Source organism: Gimesia chilikensis (assembly GCF_007744075.1).
Taxonomy (GTDB): Bacteria; Planctomycetota; Planctomycetia; order Planctomycetales; family Planctomycetaceae; genus Gimesia; species Gimesia chilikensis_A.
Map to the genome: position 1 here is coordinate 5,829,842 of NZ_CP036266.1, position 18,265 is coordinate 5,848,106.

The following is an 18,265-nucleotide window of genomic DNA, read 5'->3' on the forward strand; positions in this document are numbered from 1 at the left end:
CGATTTCTGATGCCGGGACGATTAACAACCGCCCAGGCATTTATTGGATTCTGCACCAACGTACTCAGCATACCATTCGATGGTCCGCCGCAGGCCTTCCTGAATATCTACAACAGGTGCGTAACCCAGGTCCCGCTCCGCAGCGGAAATATCGGCCCATGAATGTTTGACATCGCCGGTGCGGGGCGGCTGGAAATCGGGATCGAAGGGTTTGTCCAACTGTTCGCAGATGAACTTCAAGAGATCGATCAGATTCAGCGAGCTGCCACAGGCAACGTTGTAAACATTCCCTGAAACGACGGCAGCGTCTGCCTGAGAGGCCAGAATGTTTGCCTGCACCACGTTATCAACGAAGGTGAAATCACGCGACTGTAAACCATCGCCGAAGATCACGGGGCGTTTGCCTTCCAGTAAGGCGGAAGCAAACAACGGAATCACAGCCGAGTAAGGGCTGTTCGGATCCTGGCGGGGTCCAAAGACGTTGAAATATCGAATCCGTACGGTTTCCAGTGAGTAAGAATTGGCAAAAGCCTGGCAGTACAGTTCGCCGGCCAGCTTGGCGGCGGCATAAGGTGACAGCACTTCGGGTGTCTGACCTTCATGCTTGGGCATCTGTTTCTGGTTACCATAAGCACTGCTGGAACCGGCGTAAACGACGCGCTGTACGCCCGAGCGACGGGCGGCATCAAGCACGTGAATGGTTCCGGTGACACAGGCTTCGTGTGTATCAAGCGGGTGATCGACACTGCGTGGAACGGAAGCCAGGGCGGCCTGATGGAAGATGATATCGACATCTTTGGCAGCGGCTTCAACGGCGGACAGGTCGCGGAGATCTCCCTCAACGAATTCGACCTGCTCTTTAATGTGCTCCAGGTTCTTCAAAGCGCCCGTGCTGAGATTGTCAAAGACACGGACCCGATGTCCGTCATTGATCAACCGCGTCGCCAGATGAGATCCAATGAAGCCTGCACCGCCGGTTACTAGATAATTTGTCACGTTTCTGTTCCTGCAAAGATCAAATTTCGTCGGGCCAGAACCATACAGCCAGCAGACGCCCAAGTCTGTCTCTACGAATGGCCCATTAGTTGTACTTTCAATGTAGCATCCGTTTGCCGGGTATCTGGCATGGAATTCAGACGTTTCCTCTTAATCATTATCGAACATCCTTCGCTCGATATCCTGATCCCTATTATATGCAGTCATTTCCCATATAACCAAAATAATAAGTCATGGAAGCCGGCCGCGCAGGTGCGCAGGAGAGCACCGCAGAGGACAGAGATCGAGAATAATCGCTTTAACCACTACCTGTGCAGGGTGTTGTAACAATCGTCACAATTTTGATGATTGTGTGGCAGCCTGCAGGATTTTCAGGTGTGAACGAAGGGGAAACTTATTTCACGCCGGGCCCGAAGGGAGAAAAGCGGGCGATCATAATTCCCGCGGCGACGGAGGCATTCAGAGAATCGACGAGCCCCGCTGAAGTGAGGCGACAGACGACATCGCATTGTTCGAGCGTGAGCCTTCTGAGGCCCTTCTCTTCATTGCCGATGACGACCATCCAGGGGCGATCCTGGCTGTAAGCGGCGACGTCTTCTTCCGCATGTTCGGACGTCCCCATGATCCAGATGCCGGCTTCCTTGGCTTCGGTGATTGCGCGACTCAGATTGGTTTCAACGGCGAAAGGAACCCCTTCCATGCCTCCCGAAGCGACATCATAGACGGTGCCGTTCAGGGGCGCTGAACGGTCTTTGGTCAGGATCACACCTCGCACGCCGAAAAACCCTGCGGTTCGAAAAATGGCGCCGATGTTGTGCGGATCCTGAATGCAGTCCAAGGCCAGCCAAAGTCCGCGAGATTCGCCCTCTGATTTGTCCATTGCGAACAACTCGCTCAGCGAAGAGGGTATGCGGGGTTTGACCAGCGCCACGGAACCTGCGGTGCGGCGGCCCTGATCTTCCGACTGGCGGCGTTTCATCTTCTGAGGTGGTGCCTTGCGGACCACGACGGGAATGCCGTGACTGCGGGCTTCATCGGCTACGTCTCCCCAGTTTCCCTGTGAGGCTCCCGCGGTCAGACGGATTTCGGTCACGTCGATGGGGCGGGTTTTCAAGGCAGCCAGCACACTATGGGGGTTTTTCAGCTCCAGAGCCACTTACACAATTCCTGAGTCAGCAAAGAAAATGATTCCTGTCGGGGCGAATCCCGACCAATGTGCAAAGGGTAGGCGCTCTGATCGACAGATTCAAGGAGTGCGTGACTCAGAATGCTTGTTCTCGGCCAGTTTTTCCGCGTATTTAGCCAGGTCCGACGATTTGAGGCGATTCATGCCGACAGAGGTGTCGTTGATATCAGAGAGCAGGTTGTCTGCATTAACCTCCATGCGAACGGGGAGTCGCACGGTAAACTGACTGCCGCGACCGAATTCACTCTCGAGAAAGACTTCCCCGTCCAGCAGCTTGGAGAGTTCGCGAATGATGGAAAGTCCCAGGCCGGTGCCTTCGTAAGAGCGGCTCATGGTATCCCGGGTTTCCGAGTTCGATTTCCCCTGGCGGAATTTCTCGAAGATGAATTCCTGCTCATCCAGGGGAATCCCGATGCCGTTATCACGGACGAGCAGATCGAACAGTTCCGGGTCCTCTTCACAGAGGGTCGCCGAGACATGCACACGTCCCCCTTCCGGCGTGAACTTGATCGCGTTGGAAAGCAGGTTGTTCAGGATCTGCTGAATCTTGACCGAGTCCTGGAAGAGGATCGGAATCTTTGGATCGATTTCCGAAGTGAGTTCGATATTCTTTTTGTCCGCCAGCGGCAGCATGGTTCCCACGCGACGTTCGATAAGATCCGCGATGGAAATCTCCGAAAGCTGCAGTTCCATTTTGCCGCTCTCGATTTTTGCCAGGTCCAGCACATCGTTGATCTGGGCGAGCAGGTTTTTGCCCGACATCTGAATGTTGGCGACGTAGCGTTTCTGTTTTTCTCCGAGGTCCTTGGAGTTCGCCAGCAGATCGCTGAAGCCCAGGATACTGTTCAGCGGTGTGCGGAGTTCGTGGCTCATCGTGGCCAGGAACTCGTCTTTGAGTTTATTCATCTCGTAAAGCCGGAGGTTCACCTGGGCGAGTTCATCGACTTTGGTATCGAGGTCCGTGTTGACGGTCCGGAGTTCTTCCTGCACCGTAACGAGGTGACGCAACATGCGGTTGAACGCGTAGCTCAGCTCTTCGAATTCATCCCCGGTACGAATGTCGGCCCGCAGATCGAGATTGCCGTGTGCGATTTCATCGCTGACGTCCTTGAGGTGCAGGACCGGCTTGACGATCACATACCGCACGATGGCGTAAGCGGCGAGCATCGCCAGGACGGCGGTGATCAAAGCTGAAGCGACGTTGATCGCCCGGTTCCAGTTCTGGGCCTGTTCCACCTTCTGGGAGGGGAAGCGAATATTGACGATGCCGATCAGCCCGCCGAGTTCGAGATCCGGATCATCGTGCAGACGATGACAGGAGACACAGGATTCGGTGGCATGAATGGCGCTGTAATACTGGAACTTGCCCTCAGACACGTCGGCGTAGAAGATTTCGTTTTCGCCCTGCTTGATGCGTTCCAGCGCCTCGTAGCCGGCACTGTCGATGGGGCGTTCCTTGGAGTCGGCGTTAGAAGGGTTGGCTTTGAAAACCGACCAGCTGTAATTTCCGAGGTCTTTGGACTTAACCGACTGGGCGATCTTTTCGATCAGCTCGCGGTATTCCTTGTTGTTCTCGGACCACTTCCAGTGCTTTTCCAGAATGATGGGGGCCACCAGCAGTCGGGCGGAGGTCACGTTCTGCTCATCCAGTACCTGGTTGTTCATCCAGGTATTGAGGGAGAAACTGGCGGTAATCAGGACCATAAGCCCCCCGCCGAACAGGAAGCGGCACTTCCGTTCGAGATTGGTTTCACCGAGCAGTTTTTTAAAAACGCGATACGACATGGACTTCCAGCTGCTAACGAATCAGGATCAGACCAAGGCCCCGAGCCCGAGTATCCTCTGATCTTATTCCAAAATTACGCGGAGAGAAAAGCACGATTCGCCAATTCTACTCCCAATTCATTGAAATATCTGAGAAATCCTCAGAGGCTGTGACCGACCTGGCAACAGGGACAGTAGAAAGTGGAACGTTGCGCCTGCACGATGCGAATGATCTCCGCCCCCCGGCAGGTGGGACAGTGTTCTCCCGCCCGGCTGTAGACGCGGTGATGATTCTGGTAGCCGCCCGATTTGTTCAACGCATTCCGATAAGTGCCATCGCCGAGTGTTGAGCCTTCGTAGCGGATTGCTGCCTTTAGTATCTTGCGCGTCGCCTGGTGCAGGGCTTTGACTTCGTCTGCATTCAGTTCGTTGGCGGGGCGCTGGGGATGAATCCGGCTCAGATGCAGAATCTCACTGGCATAGAGATTCCCGATACCGGCAACCATTTTCTGGTCCAGTAAGGCGACTTTGATCGCCCGGCTGGTGCGGCCACACCGCTGCTCAAGTTCCTTGAGTGTCAGGGCCAGGGCATCCGGGCCGAGCTTCGCGGGGCCGAGCACGGTCTCCAGTTCGGCTTTGCGTAATAATTGAACCGTTCCCAGTCCACGACGGTCCCAGAACCAGAGTGATGTCTGCTTGCGTCCGTTCTGCAGACGCCATTCCAGACGGAGGTGTTCGCGATCCGGCGGATCGGAGAGTAACATCAGTCCAGTCATGCGGGGTTCAATGACGAACGAGTCCTCGTTCTCCAGATCCAGGATCACGCGTTTGGCCAGTCTGCGTACGGAAACCACCGACTGATTTAAGACTCTGCCCTGGATCGACTTCAGGCCTGGTTTCATCGAAATGGGCTTGCAGGTACAGCGGCATTTGACGAATTCACGGATCCGGGCGCCTACGACGGCATCGCGGATGCCCCGCACCATGGTTTCCACTTCCGGCAGCTCTGGCACGATTATACTTTCTATAGCAATGGTAGCGGTTTTGCGTTGTCAACAATTTTGAACGAAGTGTTTCTATTCTACTACCTGTAACTGTTCTTTCGATGTCAGCGTTCAGCTGAAACAGGAAGAAGAAGAAATTTGAGATTACGCTTGACGTTGGGCCAAAGTTGGACGATCCTAGATCATAAAGTACTTAGATTCCCTATCTTGCAGAACGTGTACACACGGCCTGCAAATCGAACCGTCAAATATCAGTGCCAATCGGAGAGCGTCCATGCGCCCTAAAAACCCTCGAGTCGGCTCCAGTGTTGTTTCAGTCCTGGCAACCATCGCCTGTTTATCAATCGTACTGGCAGTCACGTTTTATCTGGTGAACCGCCAGCCTCAAGTGACCGTGGAAAAAGTGGAGGAGCAAATTCAGGCTCCTGCAGAAACCCCACTGGTCATGGAAGAACAACAGGAAGAAGTTGTGGTTGTGCCGGAACAAACTCCTGAACCGGTTCAGGAAACTCCGCGAGTCACTCCTGAAGAAATGGTCGCCGCTCAACTGGCTGCCGGCGAATTTGGTCAGGCGATTGAAACCGCAGAGACCGTCGCTGACCTGAATGAACGCACCATGCTGCTGAAGATGGTTGTCAAAGCCCAGATGGATTCCGGCGACTTTGTTGCCGCCCTGGGAACGATCAACCGGATCCCACTGGCAGAAGCCCGCTCACAAGCAATGAGCGAACGAGCCCAGGCCATGTCATTGGCCGGGGGTTCTCAGCTGGCCGACTTCACCGAACTGATTCAGTTGATTCAGACACAGACCTCTGGCCTCTGGTCAGACACCGGGGAAGGTGACGGGGAAATCAGTCAGTTTTCCAGCGGGGTTAAGGTCGATCCCAACGGACTGCTGCATCAGATCAGTCAGCAGGAACGCAACGGACAGCTGGCAGCTCTGGGCATTAAAGCCCGTCAGGCTAACCTGAATCAGAATGTCGCTCAGAACAGCCAGCTGCGTCTGGTTTCGCTGACACGTCTGGAACAGCAGGTACAGCAGTTAATCGAAGAAGGTCGTTCACCGGTCGAAACCATGAAAATGCTCGCTGGTCTGACCAAAGTTCAATACATCTTTGTTTACCCGGAAGAGAACGAAGTCGTGATCGCCGGTCCGGCTGAAGCCTGGATCTACAACGAGCAGGGCCAGGCAGTGGGTGTCGAAAGTGGACGCCCCGTGCTGCAGCTGGATGACCTCGTTACCGTATTGCGGACCTTCTCTGACCAGGGTGAAAAAATCTTCGGCTGTTCTTTCGATCCCCGTCCTGAAGGACTGGCCCGTGTGAAAGAATTCGTCGCTCAGTCTAACGCCCGCGGCCCTCTGCACGCTGGTGGTGGTGTTCGTAACTGGACCCGTCAGCTGAAAGACAAACTGGGCGTCCAGGACATCACCCAGTACGGTGTGCCTGACACTTCCCGTGTGGCCCGTGTTCTGATCGAAGCTGACTACCGGATGAAAATGATCGGGATCGGCAAACTGGACGCTGGTGCGAATATCCCCAGCTACTTCGATCTGCTGGCCAAAGAAAACTCACAGTCGGCTCAGAAACTGGAAGCACTTCGCTGGTGGCTGACCATGAAGTACGATTCCGTACTGCACAACCCACAGCGGACCGCCTTCGAGCTGGTTGGCTCTTCGGTTCTCTGTCAGTCTGAAAACCAGATTGTGACTAAAGAAGGTCAGCGTCTGCAGACCGGTCAGGCCGAAAAGCTGAACCGCGAATTCGCGGCGAACTTCACAAAACATTATCAGGAACTGGCCCAGAAAGATCTGGTTTACGCCGACCTGCAGAACATTTTCGATCTGGCCCTGGTCGCTGCCCTGATGCAGAACGAGCAGCTGGCCAACCGTGCTGGCTGGGAAATGAATGCCTTCGCTGCGAACGGCATGTATCGTCCCGCTGAGTACAAACCTGCTCACACGGTCGAAACGGTCGTCAATCACCGGGTCTACAACGGCAAAGACGTTGTGGTTCAGGTAGCCGGCGGTGTTCGCGTCGATACGGCATCGGTCGTTAAGAACCAGAACAACCTGAAGGTCTCTCCCGAAGTGGGAGCCGTCTCCACCAAATCACAGGCCCCGGCTCTGCCCGTCGGTCGCTGGTGGTGGGATCTGGCTAACTGAGATCAGTTCATCAAAAACAGAGATAAAAAAAACGCGGTCCCCAACAGGGCCGCGTTTTTTTATTGGAGTGGGCTCTCGCTTATTTCACGTAGCCCTTGATGCCAACCGGCTTGAGAGTCTGCGGAAAGTCGCGTGGTTCCGTGTGGGCCTGCTGCATGGCTTCGGTCATCTGTTTGACCTGTTCCGGATTCTGACTGGCGAGGTCCTTCGTCTCACCGACATCCTGTTTCAGATTGTAGAGTTCAATTGGACGATTCATCCGATTTTGAACGGCCTTCCAGTCTCCCATCCGCAGTGCCCGGGAACGAATCGTACCTTTGGTGTATTCCCAGTAAAGGTAATCATGTTTTTTCTGAGTTCCCTTCCCGAGCAACGTCGGCAGAATCGAAATGCCGTCGATATCAACGCCGGCGGGTACCTTTGCATGAGCCACATCAGCGAAGGTGGGCAGCATATCCCAGAAGGCGATCTGTAAATCAGATGTGGTGCCGGGAGCAATCTTGCCAGGCCAGCTGGCGATGAAGGGCACCCGCAGGCCGCCTTCGTACATGGTTCCCTTATGGCCTTTGAGGGGTGCATTGCCGTCAAAGAAATCGGTCATCTCTTTCCAGTTGCCCCCCTGCCCACCATTGTCGGAAGTAAAGATAATCAGTGTGTTGTCACGGATACCCAGCTCTTCGAGCAGTTTCACTACTTCCCCGACATGTGCATCAAGGCGTGAAACCATTCCGGCAAAGGTCGTGAGGCCATCTTCGGAACCAATGTAACCCGGACGCGGATCTTTAATCTCCCGTTTGGGGAATTTTCCCCGGTAGGGACGTTCTGATTCTTCCGGCACCACCAGTTCCACGTGGGGCAGGATGTACGACAGGTACGCAAAAAAGGGCTGTTTGCTGTTCTGGCGGATAAAACTTTTAGCGTCTGCGTGAATCAGATCCTGGATGTAGGTCCCCCGCTGATTATTTTCGTTTTCCGGCAGCATGACCTTTTCTTCATTCCGCCAGATCCAGAAGGGATAGTAGAAATGGGCATGCACCTGCAGGAGCTGACCGGTAAACTGGTCGAAGCCTTTCTGATTCGGGCGTCCCGGCGTGCCTTCGTAACCCAATCCCCATTTCCCGAAACAGCCCGTGGCGTAGCCGGCGGACTTCAATACTTCAGCAACGGTCTTGTCTTCTTCGTAGAGCAGCTGATTCAGATCATTGGCACGCACGGCGGTATGCCCGGTGTGCTGCCCCGTCATCAATACGCTCCGTGAAGGCTGGCAAACCATGCAGCCGGCATAAGCCTGGGTGAACTTCATACCGTCTGCTGCCAGCTGATCAATGTGCGGCGTTTTGATTTTCGTCTGGCCGTAACAGCCGACTTCCGCATACCCCAGATCGTCTGCCATGATGAAAATGATATTCGGTTTCTGCTGATCAGCGGCGCGGGTGACCGTGGTCAGAAACAGATTCAGACAGCTCAAAACTGTCAGCAGTACAAAACAACGTCGAAGCATTATGCCATTCCCTTTCGAATGTGTGGATTTGGTTTGTTTTTGAAAGATTTACATGCGTTAAATGTTTTGAAATCTCAAATTGAAAAAACGCTTTGAATTGGTCTTGACCGATTCGAGGGTACCTTCTATTCTCCCCGCACCATTAACGTTCAAGTTAATGAAATCAATTTCGAGAAGACAATTCCTGTTACTATCACACCTCAGAATGACAGTTATCATTCTCTGTTTCAACCTTCAAGCAAATACCGGTGTTCGTTGAGTGATTTCATTCACTCAACGGAAAGATCGAATGCCCGAGGCACGGACGCTGAGGCATCGATCTTTTTTGAAGTCACTCCAGACTGATACCTGCCAGACCGTGAATAACAGGATGAAAATTTAAGGCGAACAATCGCCTCCCGGAAGTGGTGCATGTCCTTCCCCCCCTGGGCTACTGCTTCCGGGAATTTTTATGCGCAAAGGCCCGTCTCGTTGAGGATCTCACGAGACGGGCCTTTTGTTTTTTGCGTTCTCTCTGGAAGAGTTTCAACCCTCTTCGGGGAAACCATCCATCTTGCCGATCACGACGATCCCGGATTCAGAAACGGTAAAGCCCCGTTTTTTATCCTGCTCCAGGTCATAGCCGATCTCGCAGCCTTTGGGGATCGAAACCCCTTTATCGATGATCGCATTCCGGATCTTGGCATGTCGCCCGACGTTCACGCCGGAGAACAGAATCGAATTATCGACCTCGGCCCAGCTGTTGACGCGGACATTCGAGGAAATGATGGACTGGCTCACGCGGCCACCGGAAATGATCGACCCCGGACAGACCATACTGTCGACCGCCTGCCCGACGCGGGGCTTGGAACCTTCGCTCTGGGCGAAGACGAACTTCGGTGGTGGATCGGGTGCCTGGTACGAGCGAATCGGCCAGGTATTATCGTAGAGGTTCAGCTGCGGATGCACGGAGATCAGGTCCATATTGGCTTCGTAGTAAGCGTCGATGGTTCCCACGTCCCGCCAGTAATAGCCGTCGCCGGTGTTTTTATCCTGAAAGGGATAGGCACGGATCAGGTGGTCATCAATGATCGAGGGAATGATGTTCTTACCAAAATCGTGCGCGCTGTCGAGCTGGGTGGCATCGTAGCAGAGGCGTTCAAAGAGGAAATTGGTGTTGAAGACATAAATCCCCATCGAAGCCAGACTCTTATCCGGGTGCGTCGGCATCGGGGCGGGGGAAGCGGGTTTTTCTTCGAACTTGACGACCCGCATGTCATCATCGACTCCCATGACGCCGAACTGGGTCGCTTCGGTGCGGTCCACGGGAATACACCCGATGGTGACTTCGGCCCCTGATTCGCGGTGGTCGTTGATCAGTTTTGAGTAATCCATCTTATAAATGTGATCGCCGGAGAGAATCAGAATGTAATCGGAACGGGCGCGTTCGATGGTATAGATATTCTGATAGACGGCGTCAGCGGTTCCCTGGTACCACTGTTCGTCAATTCGCTGCTGGGGAGGCAGGACATCGATGAACTCATTCAACTCCCGGCAGAGGAACCGCCAGCCCAGGTTGATATGACGGTCGAGACTGGCAGCCTTGTACTGGGTCAGAATCAGAACCCGCCGCAGTCCACTGTTGATACAGTTGGAAAGGGTAAAATCGATAATCCGGTAACCGCCTCCAAACGGTACCGCAGGTTTTGCCCGATCCCGGGTGAGAGGCTCAAGGCGCGATCCCTTGCCTCCTGCCAGTATCAATGCCAGGACATTCCGCATAGCTATTCCTCCTGAATATGGAACAAGGGTAAACGAAGGCTCCCTCGCTCCATTAAAATGATTCTGATGATGACTCAGCCTATGTTGTATCATCCTCTGCGCACGAAAGGAATTCTAAAAAACTCTGTTTTGCAGAAGTTCAATTTTCTTCAGGAAGTTTCGCATTGTCAGAGTGTCAAGTTGACGCGTCTGACATTTCGGAACTGTAACTTAATGAACTTCAGACAGATTTCACGCTTGCGGCTTCTCTCCCGGAATCGATCGATTTATAATTTCGCGTGTTCGACTCTCACCTTCCAGATTGCGGAGAATGCATCCATGAGCACCACTGACGAAAAACTCACCAAGTCCTTCTACGATCGCATCAGCCATTCTTATGACGCGCTCGCCGATTCCAACGAGCACGTGGCGCGTGAAAAAGGGCTGGCAGCCCTGGCTGTTTCTGAGGGAGAGACAGTACTCGAAATCGGGTACGGCACCGGCCATTCGCTGGTCGCTTTAGCCGAAGCGGTGGGAGAGAGTGGGCAGGTCTGCGGGGTAGATATTTCCGATGGCATGCAGAAAGTCTCGGAAAAACGCGTGGCCGAGGCGGGTCTGGCTGAGCGGGTTAAACTGTCGGTCGCCAATACACCTCCGCTGCCCTTCGATGACAATACCTTCGATGCGGTTAGCATGAGCTTTACCCTGGAACTGTTTCCGCTGGAAACCATTCCGGAGGTACTGAAGGAAATCCGCCGGGTCCTGAAACCGGGAGGACGTCTGGGAGTGGTCTCAATGGCTCTCACCCAAGAAGGGGAAAAAGACAGTTTCCTCGAGAAGACCTACAAATGGATGCACCAGCACTTCCCGCACATCGTGGACTGCCAGCCGATTAACGCTGTTGGCTTTCTGAAAGAGGCCGGCTTCGAAATCAAGGTTGAAAACAACCTTGAAATCTGGACCATGCCGGTCGCAGCACTGGTTGGCGTTTCCCCAGCCTGATTGAGCGGGGTCGGGCCGTTCCCGCTGCAGTGTGTTTTTGCTGGCGAGGCGGGTACGTATTTCGTAAGATATCAGTCTAACCCAATACGACCCGCCCGGAAGTTACATTCACGCCTTGCAGACTGGAACCTCAACATGAAATCACGCGCTTACACTTCGGCATTTGCCCTGTTCTGTTTTGTCATCAACTCTGTTCTCCCTGCGTTTGGAGAAGAAAAAGCTGAAGAGAAACAGGGACCACTGGAATTACCGCGGGTTGAGGCGTCTTACCATCCGCCCTATTATTCGACCACTTACGAACAACCAGAAAATCCCGCAGAAGGACAGCTGCAGATCGGCGTGACGTATACGCTCTGGATTCCCGAGGGACTCAAGCAGGTCCGCGGGATCATCGTACATCAGCATGGTTGCGGTGAAGGGTCCTGCAAGGGGAGTGTCACCGCGGCTCATGACCTGCACTGGCAGGAACTGGCCCGTCGCAACGGGTGTGCCCTGTTGGGACCGAGCTTCCACCAGGTACAAGCACAGAACTGCCGCCTGTGGTGTGATCCGCGGAACGGGTCCAGCCAGGTCTTCACCGACTCACTGAAGAAGCTGGCGGAGCTCTCCGGTCATCCCGAAGTTGCGACGGCTCCCTGGTGTCTCTGGGGGCATTCGGGGGGCGGATTCTGGTCGAGCCTGATGCAGATGCAGTACCCCGAACGAATTGTCGCGATCTGGTTCCAGTCTGGTACTGCCTTTGGTTACTGGACGAAAGGTGAGATTGAGGCTCCGACGATTCCCGAGGCAGCGATGCAGATTCCAATGATGGCCAATCCGGGTTTCAAAGAGAAAGGACACGAACGATTCCGTCGCGCCTGGGATGGTAGTCTGGCGATGTTCAAAGCCTATCGTGCTAAAGGGGCTCCGATCGGTTTTGCCCCGGATCCCCAGACGGGACACGAAACCGGGGATTCACGCTACCTGGCAATCCCCTTCTTCGACGCCTGTCTTAAGCTGCGGCTTCCGGATCAGGTGGGATCGCCGTTGAAAAAAGTGAATGTAGAACAGGGCTGGCTGGCACCATTGAACAGCGAAGAGACGCCGGTTCCCTTTGATCAATATACCGTTGATAAAGCAACTGCGGTCTGGTTGCCCAATCAAACCGTCGCGCTGGCCTGGCTCGACTTTGTGAAAACCGGTGCTGTTGGAGATCAGACACCCCCGCCGGCACCGACCAACGTCAAAGTCGACTCGAAGACCGGTACTATCACCTGGAACGCGGGTACGGATTTTGAAAGCGGTCTGCAAAAATTCCTGGTTCAACGCGATGGAAAGACCATCGGTCAGGTTCCTGAAAAACCGACGAATCGCTTCGGACGCCCGCTGTTTCAGAACATGAGCTACGGTGATACTCCCGTGCTGCCGCTGCTGAAGTTTCAGTTCGTGGATAAAGCCGCTGAGCCAGGGAAGGCGCATCAGTATGAAGTGATTTCCGTCAACACGGCTGGGCTGAAATCCAGGTAGTTCCGTGTGTGGTATGAAGACTAAACGTCAAGCCGCTCGTTTCAGCTGGATAGAATCCTGGAAGAGATCGTCGTACTGTAAAGAGACGGTCTCTGCGCTGAACCGATCGATGATCTGATCCTTAACCTGACTGAGACTGGCTGCATACTTATCTCGTTGTGCCAGGAACTGATGAAAATACCAGACCGCTTCCCGCACACTAAATTCGACGGGGAACGTAAATCCGGCCTGATACTCATCCAGAACGACTTTGATATCCCCCACATCGGTTGATAAGATCGGCACTCCCAGGGTAAGCGCTTCCAGCATAGCAACCGGCAGGCCTTCAAAAGCGGAAGTGAAGATCATTCCTTTTGAGACGGCAATCAATTCCAGGGGATTATTCACAAAGGAAATCTGAATTACATTCCGAAGCTGATGGGTGTTGATATACGCGTCGACTTCACCTTTCAGGTCGCCATCACCCACCATGATAAAACATTCGGGCCGACCAGCGTCCCGGAGTGACCTGACCATTTCCAGAAAAGCGAGTGGGCGTTTCTGATAGGTCTGGCGTGCGATGTGAATATACTTATCAACGTCTGCAGGCAGGCCATACTTCTGGCAAACTGTGGCGGCATCAAATTTCGAACGCTTGAACTCACGAATGCGGGCAGTATCGACTGCATGGTAAATATGCCTGATCCGCTCCTGTGAAATTCCTTTCTCAGTCTGCATCACCGATTCAATTTTCCGGTTGATGGCGACAAAGCGGTCGAAGCTCTGAATCCCCGGGTCCGTATAGTGTTGAATCCAGCCCGCCTGCTGATCGTAGACCTGGTGATCGACTATCGGCACATCCTGAAAAATCTGGCGAATCTTCCGACTGTTGGAAACAAACCAGTTAGATCCATTCGTAACGAGGAGGAGTTTCGGATCAAATTGACGCTTAAATGCCTGTAACAGATCCAGGTAATCATCCACCTGGGCAATTTCTGCGAAGTCATAAATATCGTCTGTAAACTGCTGAACCTGATGATGCAGACTTCCGCCACGTGACGTGTGGGGATCGAACGTAATCACGACGAAATGATATTTCGCCTGGAGTTCCTGCATCACTGCAATGATGTTACGTTCTGCCCCGCCGACAGCCATAATGATGGGAAACACGAAGACGACAGGTTTATTATCGGGTGCGTGCAGATGATGCAGATCAAACACGCCTGGCGGATCAGGTGTGTGCTGACCAAAGCTTAATTTCAGATTTGGATTGACCGCCTGCAGGTGTTCTGAACCAGTGGCAAACAGCTCTTCGAGAGAGAATTCCCGTACTCCCTCTGGAGCGGGCAATAGTCGCAGCAAACGCCCCTTCTCCACCACTAGTGAATCCTGGGAGAAATAAAGATTGCGTTTGAAAAATAACTGCGCCGCGAGATTTTGCACACCAACCGTTGGCCCCTGCTCATACGAATAAGAAATGAGAGCATAATCAGCCTGTGAGCATGCCAGTGAGATCAACACATTCTTGATGTGAAAGATCAAAGGCAGCTCTGACTCATTTTGAACCTGCAGAACATAATCAAAATGGACAGAGTCTAAATCAGTAGTGAATCCCGTGGCACCTTCCAGTTGATATTCAAAGCCGTCATCGGCTGGCATCAGAAACAGAACGGAAGATCCGAGCTCTTTCTGGCAGGCCTGAATCGACTCAAGCGAGATGGTCCCTGGGGACAAGATCGCAACGCGCGGAAGGCCGCTGACGACAGGGAGTACCGCCAGGGGATCGTCTTTCGCATCATCTTCTTCCTGCTCAGGAGGGAGTGGTTCCTGGGTCCCCTGATTTAGATTTCGCGTCCGTTGCCACGTTTTCGGCATTTTCAGTTTCTGTTTTAAATAAGCCCTGGTTTTCTTTTTAGCGAGTCTTTTCAAACCGGGACGTACCATCCAGCTACGTAACTCAATCGGCAGTGAGTCACTGATCAGTTCGTTGGCCAGCCTGATATCGTCTCGATTCCATCTGAAATTCAGCAGACGGCGATAATATTGGACCAGCAGAGTTCCGTTCGTCAGTTCGTTTTCATCTCTCAACTGATCCAGAACCAGACTTTCGAGGCCATCGTAATAGTCATGACCGAAACAGAGGTCATACAGAAAGTGTTCAACGCTATATTTGTCGTAGGCTTCCGCCTGGGTCAGGTAACCTGCAATGAATTTGAATTTGAACAGCTGGAGATAAACCAGAGACAGAATTTTTTTCAGCCTGTCATCATCGGGATGATTTTTCAGCTTTGCTTCCAGTTCGTGACAACAATGATAGACCAGGGGTAACTGTCGATGAGGCTGTGTTTGCACTCCATGATTTTGCAGATAATTATGGTACTGATCGACGTAACAATCGATGCCTAGCCATCGGTGCCATTCTGTATGCAGTACCCCAAAGACATAAGCCATTTCTCCTGCAGTTTCCTGTCGATGACAAAATCCTTCGACGTCATATTCATGAAAATGCAAGGCGTGTGCTGCCGGTGCATAGAAAACCTGCATTCCATGCGAAGACAGCCGATAAGCCAGTTCAATGTCTTCAAAATTAACTTTGTAAAACCGCGTATCAAACTTAATCGGTTCCAATGACAGCAAATTGCTGGAAACGCTGACGTTGCACGTATAGAAGTGGGTATAGTCGACGAAACTGTTTTCGGGCATCTGATCAAAACAAAACTGTTCGTGCCCGATCTCAGTAATATGAGTGAGAAGATGATTCTGTTTCTGATCGGGATGCCAATCGACTCGCCCCTGAATGGCAACATGATCTCCGAATTCTTTTCCCAGTTTGACATGTAGATTTAACAGGTCAGTTCCCGGATAGATGTCATCGCCGAGGAAGAGCAGTCGTCGCCCCCTGGCTGCCTCAACCCCGCTGTTTCTCGCTTCTGAAGGACCTGCATGCGGATTGGCCAGAATCTGCATTGGCAACCGGTTTTGATATGACTTGAGGATCTTTATGGTTTCATCTTCGGAACCATCATCACAAAATATCACTTCATAATCGACAGTGGTCGCAGCGTCTACTTTCAGCCAGCAATCGAGTAAATCCCTAAGTCGATCTGCCCTGTTGTAGGTTGGAATAACAACGCTGAGTTCAACAGGATATGACCTATGATCTGGATCTGGCGGAAAGACATTAAGTCTGTTTTGAGATGATGACACTGGAATCCATTCCATATTTCTAAATCGAGAGCGACTTTGAAAGGCCCGTATGGTAGTGGTATTTGAGATGTGATTTGAATGCCCGGGGTGGGCAGAGAGGAGTCTGAGAGGTTCGAGGAGAGCTTATAGACTAAACATCAAAATACGTAAAGCCCAAGATCCTGAACCTGCATGCAAGCTAATTGATAAAATTGTGCGTGAAACCTATGGCTGATTCTCACGATCAGCGAAAACATGCATATACATTAGGATAGATTTGTAAATTTATTATCAAGAGCATTTCCAGTCAATACAAATTATTTCTCTGGTGCTTCTTAGGCAAATGGTGAATACTCGATTCCCTTTCAGGGGATGAGGCTGTTGTCTTTTGAGGAAACCAACCTATGCACAAATGCGAACATTCCTGTCTGATGCATTCATTAACCTGTTCTTTCTCCCCTGAGTCATCGGCTGTAAAATCTGGAAAGCCTCTCCACTTGCCTCAAAAAATAACTTCAGAAGATCAATCTATCCCCTCCCAGAGACAGGAAAGATGATTCGGATTTCAGAGGATTGATCTGCTGGAGATTCGGTTTTTACGATAGCAGATCTTCTTCAGGGGCGCGCACGGGTCAAGGGCAGAAGCTCTTCAATGGTTTTGAAACCAGGCTGAAGCTACGGTCAGGTGAGTTGATTATGCTCCGAATATGCTGCGAAATGATTTGAAAATCAGGGAGACAATGGGAAGGTATGCCTGTTGTTCCAGTGAAAAACGGGAAAAATCGACGTCGATTCAGGTGCTGCTGACGAACAGGTTCGACAGATTCCAGTGCACGCATCATCCGCCTCGCGCGCGAAGCACAATTGCACAACAATACGATTCGGAGAGGGGGGTTCAAGATCAGTCTGTTCAGCTGAAAATTGAGTGCACGAGCGATCATTTTTTACTACCACGAAAGGCACGAAATTTTGAAGACATGCATCCATGTTTGTGACAGCAGATAAGCGATGCGAATGAGCCCGATAGTCTGAAGTTTTCAAGAGCAGCAAATCCGCCTGAGTTAACTTTATTCCCCCGGATATTTATCCCAGCGATAGGCGACTTTGGAGTTCTGCCAGAAGACTTTATCGAGGGCTGCCTGCCCTTTGTCCTGCAGATAATCGACCAGAATTTTCTGTAGCGTTACATAGTCGGCGGCCCGCTCTGAAACGGGCCAGTTACTGCCGAAGATCATGCGGTCGACACCAATCTGGTTCCAGATGACATCCAGCGTCGGGCGGTAATAGTCCACATCTGAGGGGACATCATTGGGACGATGACGAGAGGCGCCTTCCACCAGGGCAGAGACCTTGATGAAGACCTGCTTCTGATCGGTCAGTGCTTCCATGTAACGCCGCCATTCGGGATCAATTTCGTCGCCTTTGATCACGACGTTGCCGATATGATCAACAACGATACGCAGGTCGGGAACCTGTTGGGCAACCTTGCGGGCTGCATCCAGAGTCACCGGTCCACCGTTGAGATCGACCTGCAGGCCCTTGTCGGCCATGAATTTCAGATCGTCGATGAAGCGGGGTTGGGAGAGTCCTGGTTCGACCAGGTTATGATTCACGCGGATGCCTTTGTAGATCGGGTTTTTAGCGAACCGTTTCAGTTGCTGACGAAACTGGGGATCGCCGGGAGTCAGACGACCGACGAAGCCGATAATCACCGGGTTGTCTTTTGCGACATCAAGAATCCACTGGTTGTCTTCGACCAGTTTACTGGCCTCCACAACGACTGTCGCATTGACCGGCTGGTACTTCTTCAGCGCCACGAAGTCTTCAGGAAGGACGGTCCGGTAGAGCGATGAATTCTTTGGGGGCCAGGGAACGCCCTCGGGACGGCTGGGATCGTAGAAGTGGGTGTGCGTATCGACAACCTTCTGAGGCAGTAATTCCTGTGTTTTCTCCGCAGCAGCCCAGCTCAGAGTAGTCTGAGCTGCGACAAGGCCTGCAGAAGCCGATTTCAGGAAGTGACGACGATTCATGGATTGCATGGGGGTACCTCGAGGCTGGTGAAACTGGATGTCTGTACGCCGTTCTTTACAGCATACCAGAACTCGGACCGCTGGCCAGTCAGAATTCATGCGGAGGAGCGAATCTCCAAGGCTCACGTTTGAACAACGAGCCCAGCATGACTTATCTATTTTCACAGACAGTCGCTCTGAAGGGCCGAATCAGGAAACGCACTTCCC

Annotated in this window: 11 protein-coding genes; 3 read left to right on the forward strand and 8 right to left on the reverse strand. The window is 52.5% G+C overall.

Going from position 1 to position 18,265, the window contains the following annotated elements; all coding sequences use genetic code 11:
* Positions 1–21 precede the first annotated feature (21 nt).
* From HG66A1_RS22035 to mutM, 4 genes are all read right to left on the reverse strand, one after another.
* Positions 22–996, reverse strand: a complete 975-nt coding sequence (locus tag HG66A1_RS22035; RefSeq protein ID WP_145189083.1) for an SDR family oxidoreductase — start codon at positions 994–996, stop codon at positions 22–24.
* A 394-nt stretch (positions 997–1,390) separates the two neighbouring features.
* Entirely contained in the window at positions 1,391–2,152 is a 762-nt protein-coding gene (gene rlmB / locus HG66A1_RS22040; protein WP_145189086.1) for a 23S rRNA (guanosine(2251)-2'-O)-methyltransferase RlmB, read from the reverse strand.
* Positions 2,153–2,242: 90 nt separating this feature from the next.
* Positions 2,243–3,967 carry an ATP-binding protein gene (locus HG66A1_RS22045; RefSeq protein WP_145189089.1) on the reverse strand — a complete coding sequence of 575 codons (1,725 nt, stop codon included), beginning with the start codon at positions 3,965–3,967 and terminating at the stop codon, positions 2,243–2,245.
* A 140-nt stretch (positions 3,968–4,107) separates the two neighbouring features.
* Positions 4,108–4,959, reverse strand: a complete 852-nt coding sequence (gene mutM, locus HG66A1_RS22050) for a bifunctional DNA-formamidopyrimidine glycosylase/DNA-(apurinic or apyrimidinic site) lyase (protein WP_145189092.1) — start codon at positions 4,957–4,959, stop codon at positions 4,108–4,110.
* Between the two features lie 265 nt (positions 4,960–5,224).
* Between mutM and HG66A1_RS22055 the strand changes: the two genes are divergently transcribed.
* Positions 5,225–7,114: a DUF1598 domain-containing protein gene (locus tag HG66A1_RS22055; protein WP_145189095.1), complete on the forward strand. Its 1,890-nt coding sequence runs from the start codon at positions 5,225–5,227 to the stop codon at positions 7,112–7,114.
* Between the two features lie 79 nt (positions 7,115–7,193).
* Here HG66A1_RS22055 and HG66A1_RS22060 read toward each other — a convergent pair whose 3' ends face one another.
* Together HG66A1_RS22060 and glgC are read right to left on the reverse strand one after the other, a co-directional pair.
* Entirely contained in the window at positions 7,194–8,615 is a 1,422-nt protein-coding gene (locus tag HG66A1_RS22060; protein ID WP_145189097.1) for an arylsulfatase, read from the reverse strand.
* Positions 8,616–9,140: 525 nt separating this feature from the next.
* The gene (gene glgC, locus HG66A1_RS22065) at positions 9,141–10,376 is read right to left on the reverse strand and encodes a glucose-1-phosphate adenylyltransferase (RefSeq protein ID WP_145189100.1); all 1,236 of its coding nucleotides are present in this window, start codon (positions 10,374–10,376) and stop codon (positions 9,141–9,143) included.
* A gap of 318 nt (positions 10,377–10,694) precedes the next feature.
* Here glgC and HG66A1_RS22070 point away from each other — a divergent pair, with 318 nt between their 5' ends.
* Together HG66A1_RS22070 and HG66A1_RS22075 are read left to right on the forward strand one after the other, a co-directional pair.
* Positions 10,695–11,357, forward strand: coding sequence for a class I SAM-dependent methyltransferase (locus tag HG66A1_RS22070; RefSeq protein ID WP_145189103.1), 663 nt, complete (start codon positions 10,695–10,697; stop codon positions 11,355–11,357).
* Positions 11,358–11,492: 135 nt separating this feature from the next.
* Entirely contained in the window at positions 11,493–12,863 is a 1,371-nt protein-coding gene (locus HG66A1_RS22075) for an alpha/beta hydrolase family protein (protein ID WP_145189106.1), read from the forward strand.
* A 27-nt stretch (positions 12,864–12,890) separates the two neighbouring features.
* Here HG66A1_RS22075 and HG66A1_RS22080 read toward each other — a convergent pair whose 3' ends face one another.
* Complete coding sequence (locus HG66A1_RS22080) at positions 12,891–16,064, reverse strand: glycosyltransferase (RefSeq protein ID WP_145189110.1); 3,174 nt, start codon at positions 16,062–16,064, stop codon at positions 12,891–12,893.
* A gap of 1,031 nt (positions 16,065–17,095) precedes the next feature.
* The gene (locus HG66A1_RS22085; protein ID WP_145189113.1) at positions 17,096–18,067 is read right to left on the reverse strand and encodes an amidohydrolase family protein; all 972 of its coding nucleotides are present in this window, start codon (positions 18,065–18,067) and stop codon (positions 17,096–17,098) included.
* Positions 18,068–18,265: the final 198 nt, after the last annotated feature.

Bases quoted from the DNA above. Each gene is read 5' to 3' on its own strand.
- HG66A1_RS22055 (WP_145189095.1), top strand. From the start codon at position 5,225: ATGCGCCCTAAAAACCCTCGAGTCGGCTCCAGTGTTGTTTCAGTCCTG.
- glgC (WP_145189100.1), bottom strand. From the start codon at position 10,376: ATGCGGAATGTCCTGGCATTGATACTGGCAGGAGGCAAGGGATCGCGC.
- HG66A1_RS22070 (WP_145189103.1), top strand. From the start codon at position 10,695: ATGAGCACCACTGACGAAAAACTCACCAAGTCCTTCTACGATCGCATC.
- HG66A1_RS22080 (WP_145189110.1), bottom strand. From the start codon at position 16,064: ATGGAATGGATTCCAGTGTCATCATCTCAAAACAGACTTAATGTCTTT.
- HG66A1_RS22045 (WP_145189089.1), bottom strand. From the start codon at position 3,967: ATGTCGTATCGCGTTTTTAAAAAACTGCTCGGTGAAACCAATCTCGAA.
- HG66A1_RS22085 (WP_145189113.1), bottom strand. From the start codon at position 18,067: ATGCAATCCATGAATCGTCGTCACTTCCTGAAATCGGCTTCTGCAGGC.
- HG66A1_RS22075 (WP_145189106.1), top strand. From the start codon at position 11,493: ATGAAATCACGCGCTTACACTTCGGCATTTGCCCTGTTCTGTTTTGTC.
- HG66A1_RS22060 (WP_145189097.1), bottom strand. From the start codon at position 8,615: ATGCTTCGACGTTGTTTTGTACTGCTGACAGTTTTGAGCTGTCTGAAT.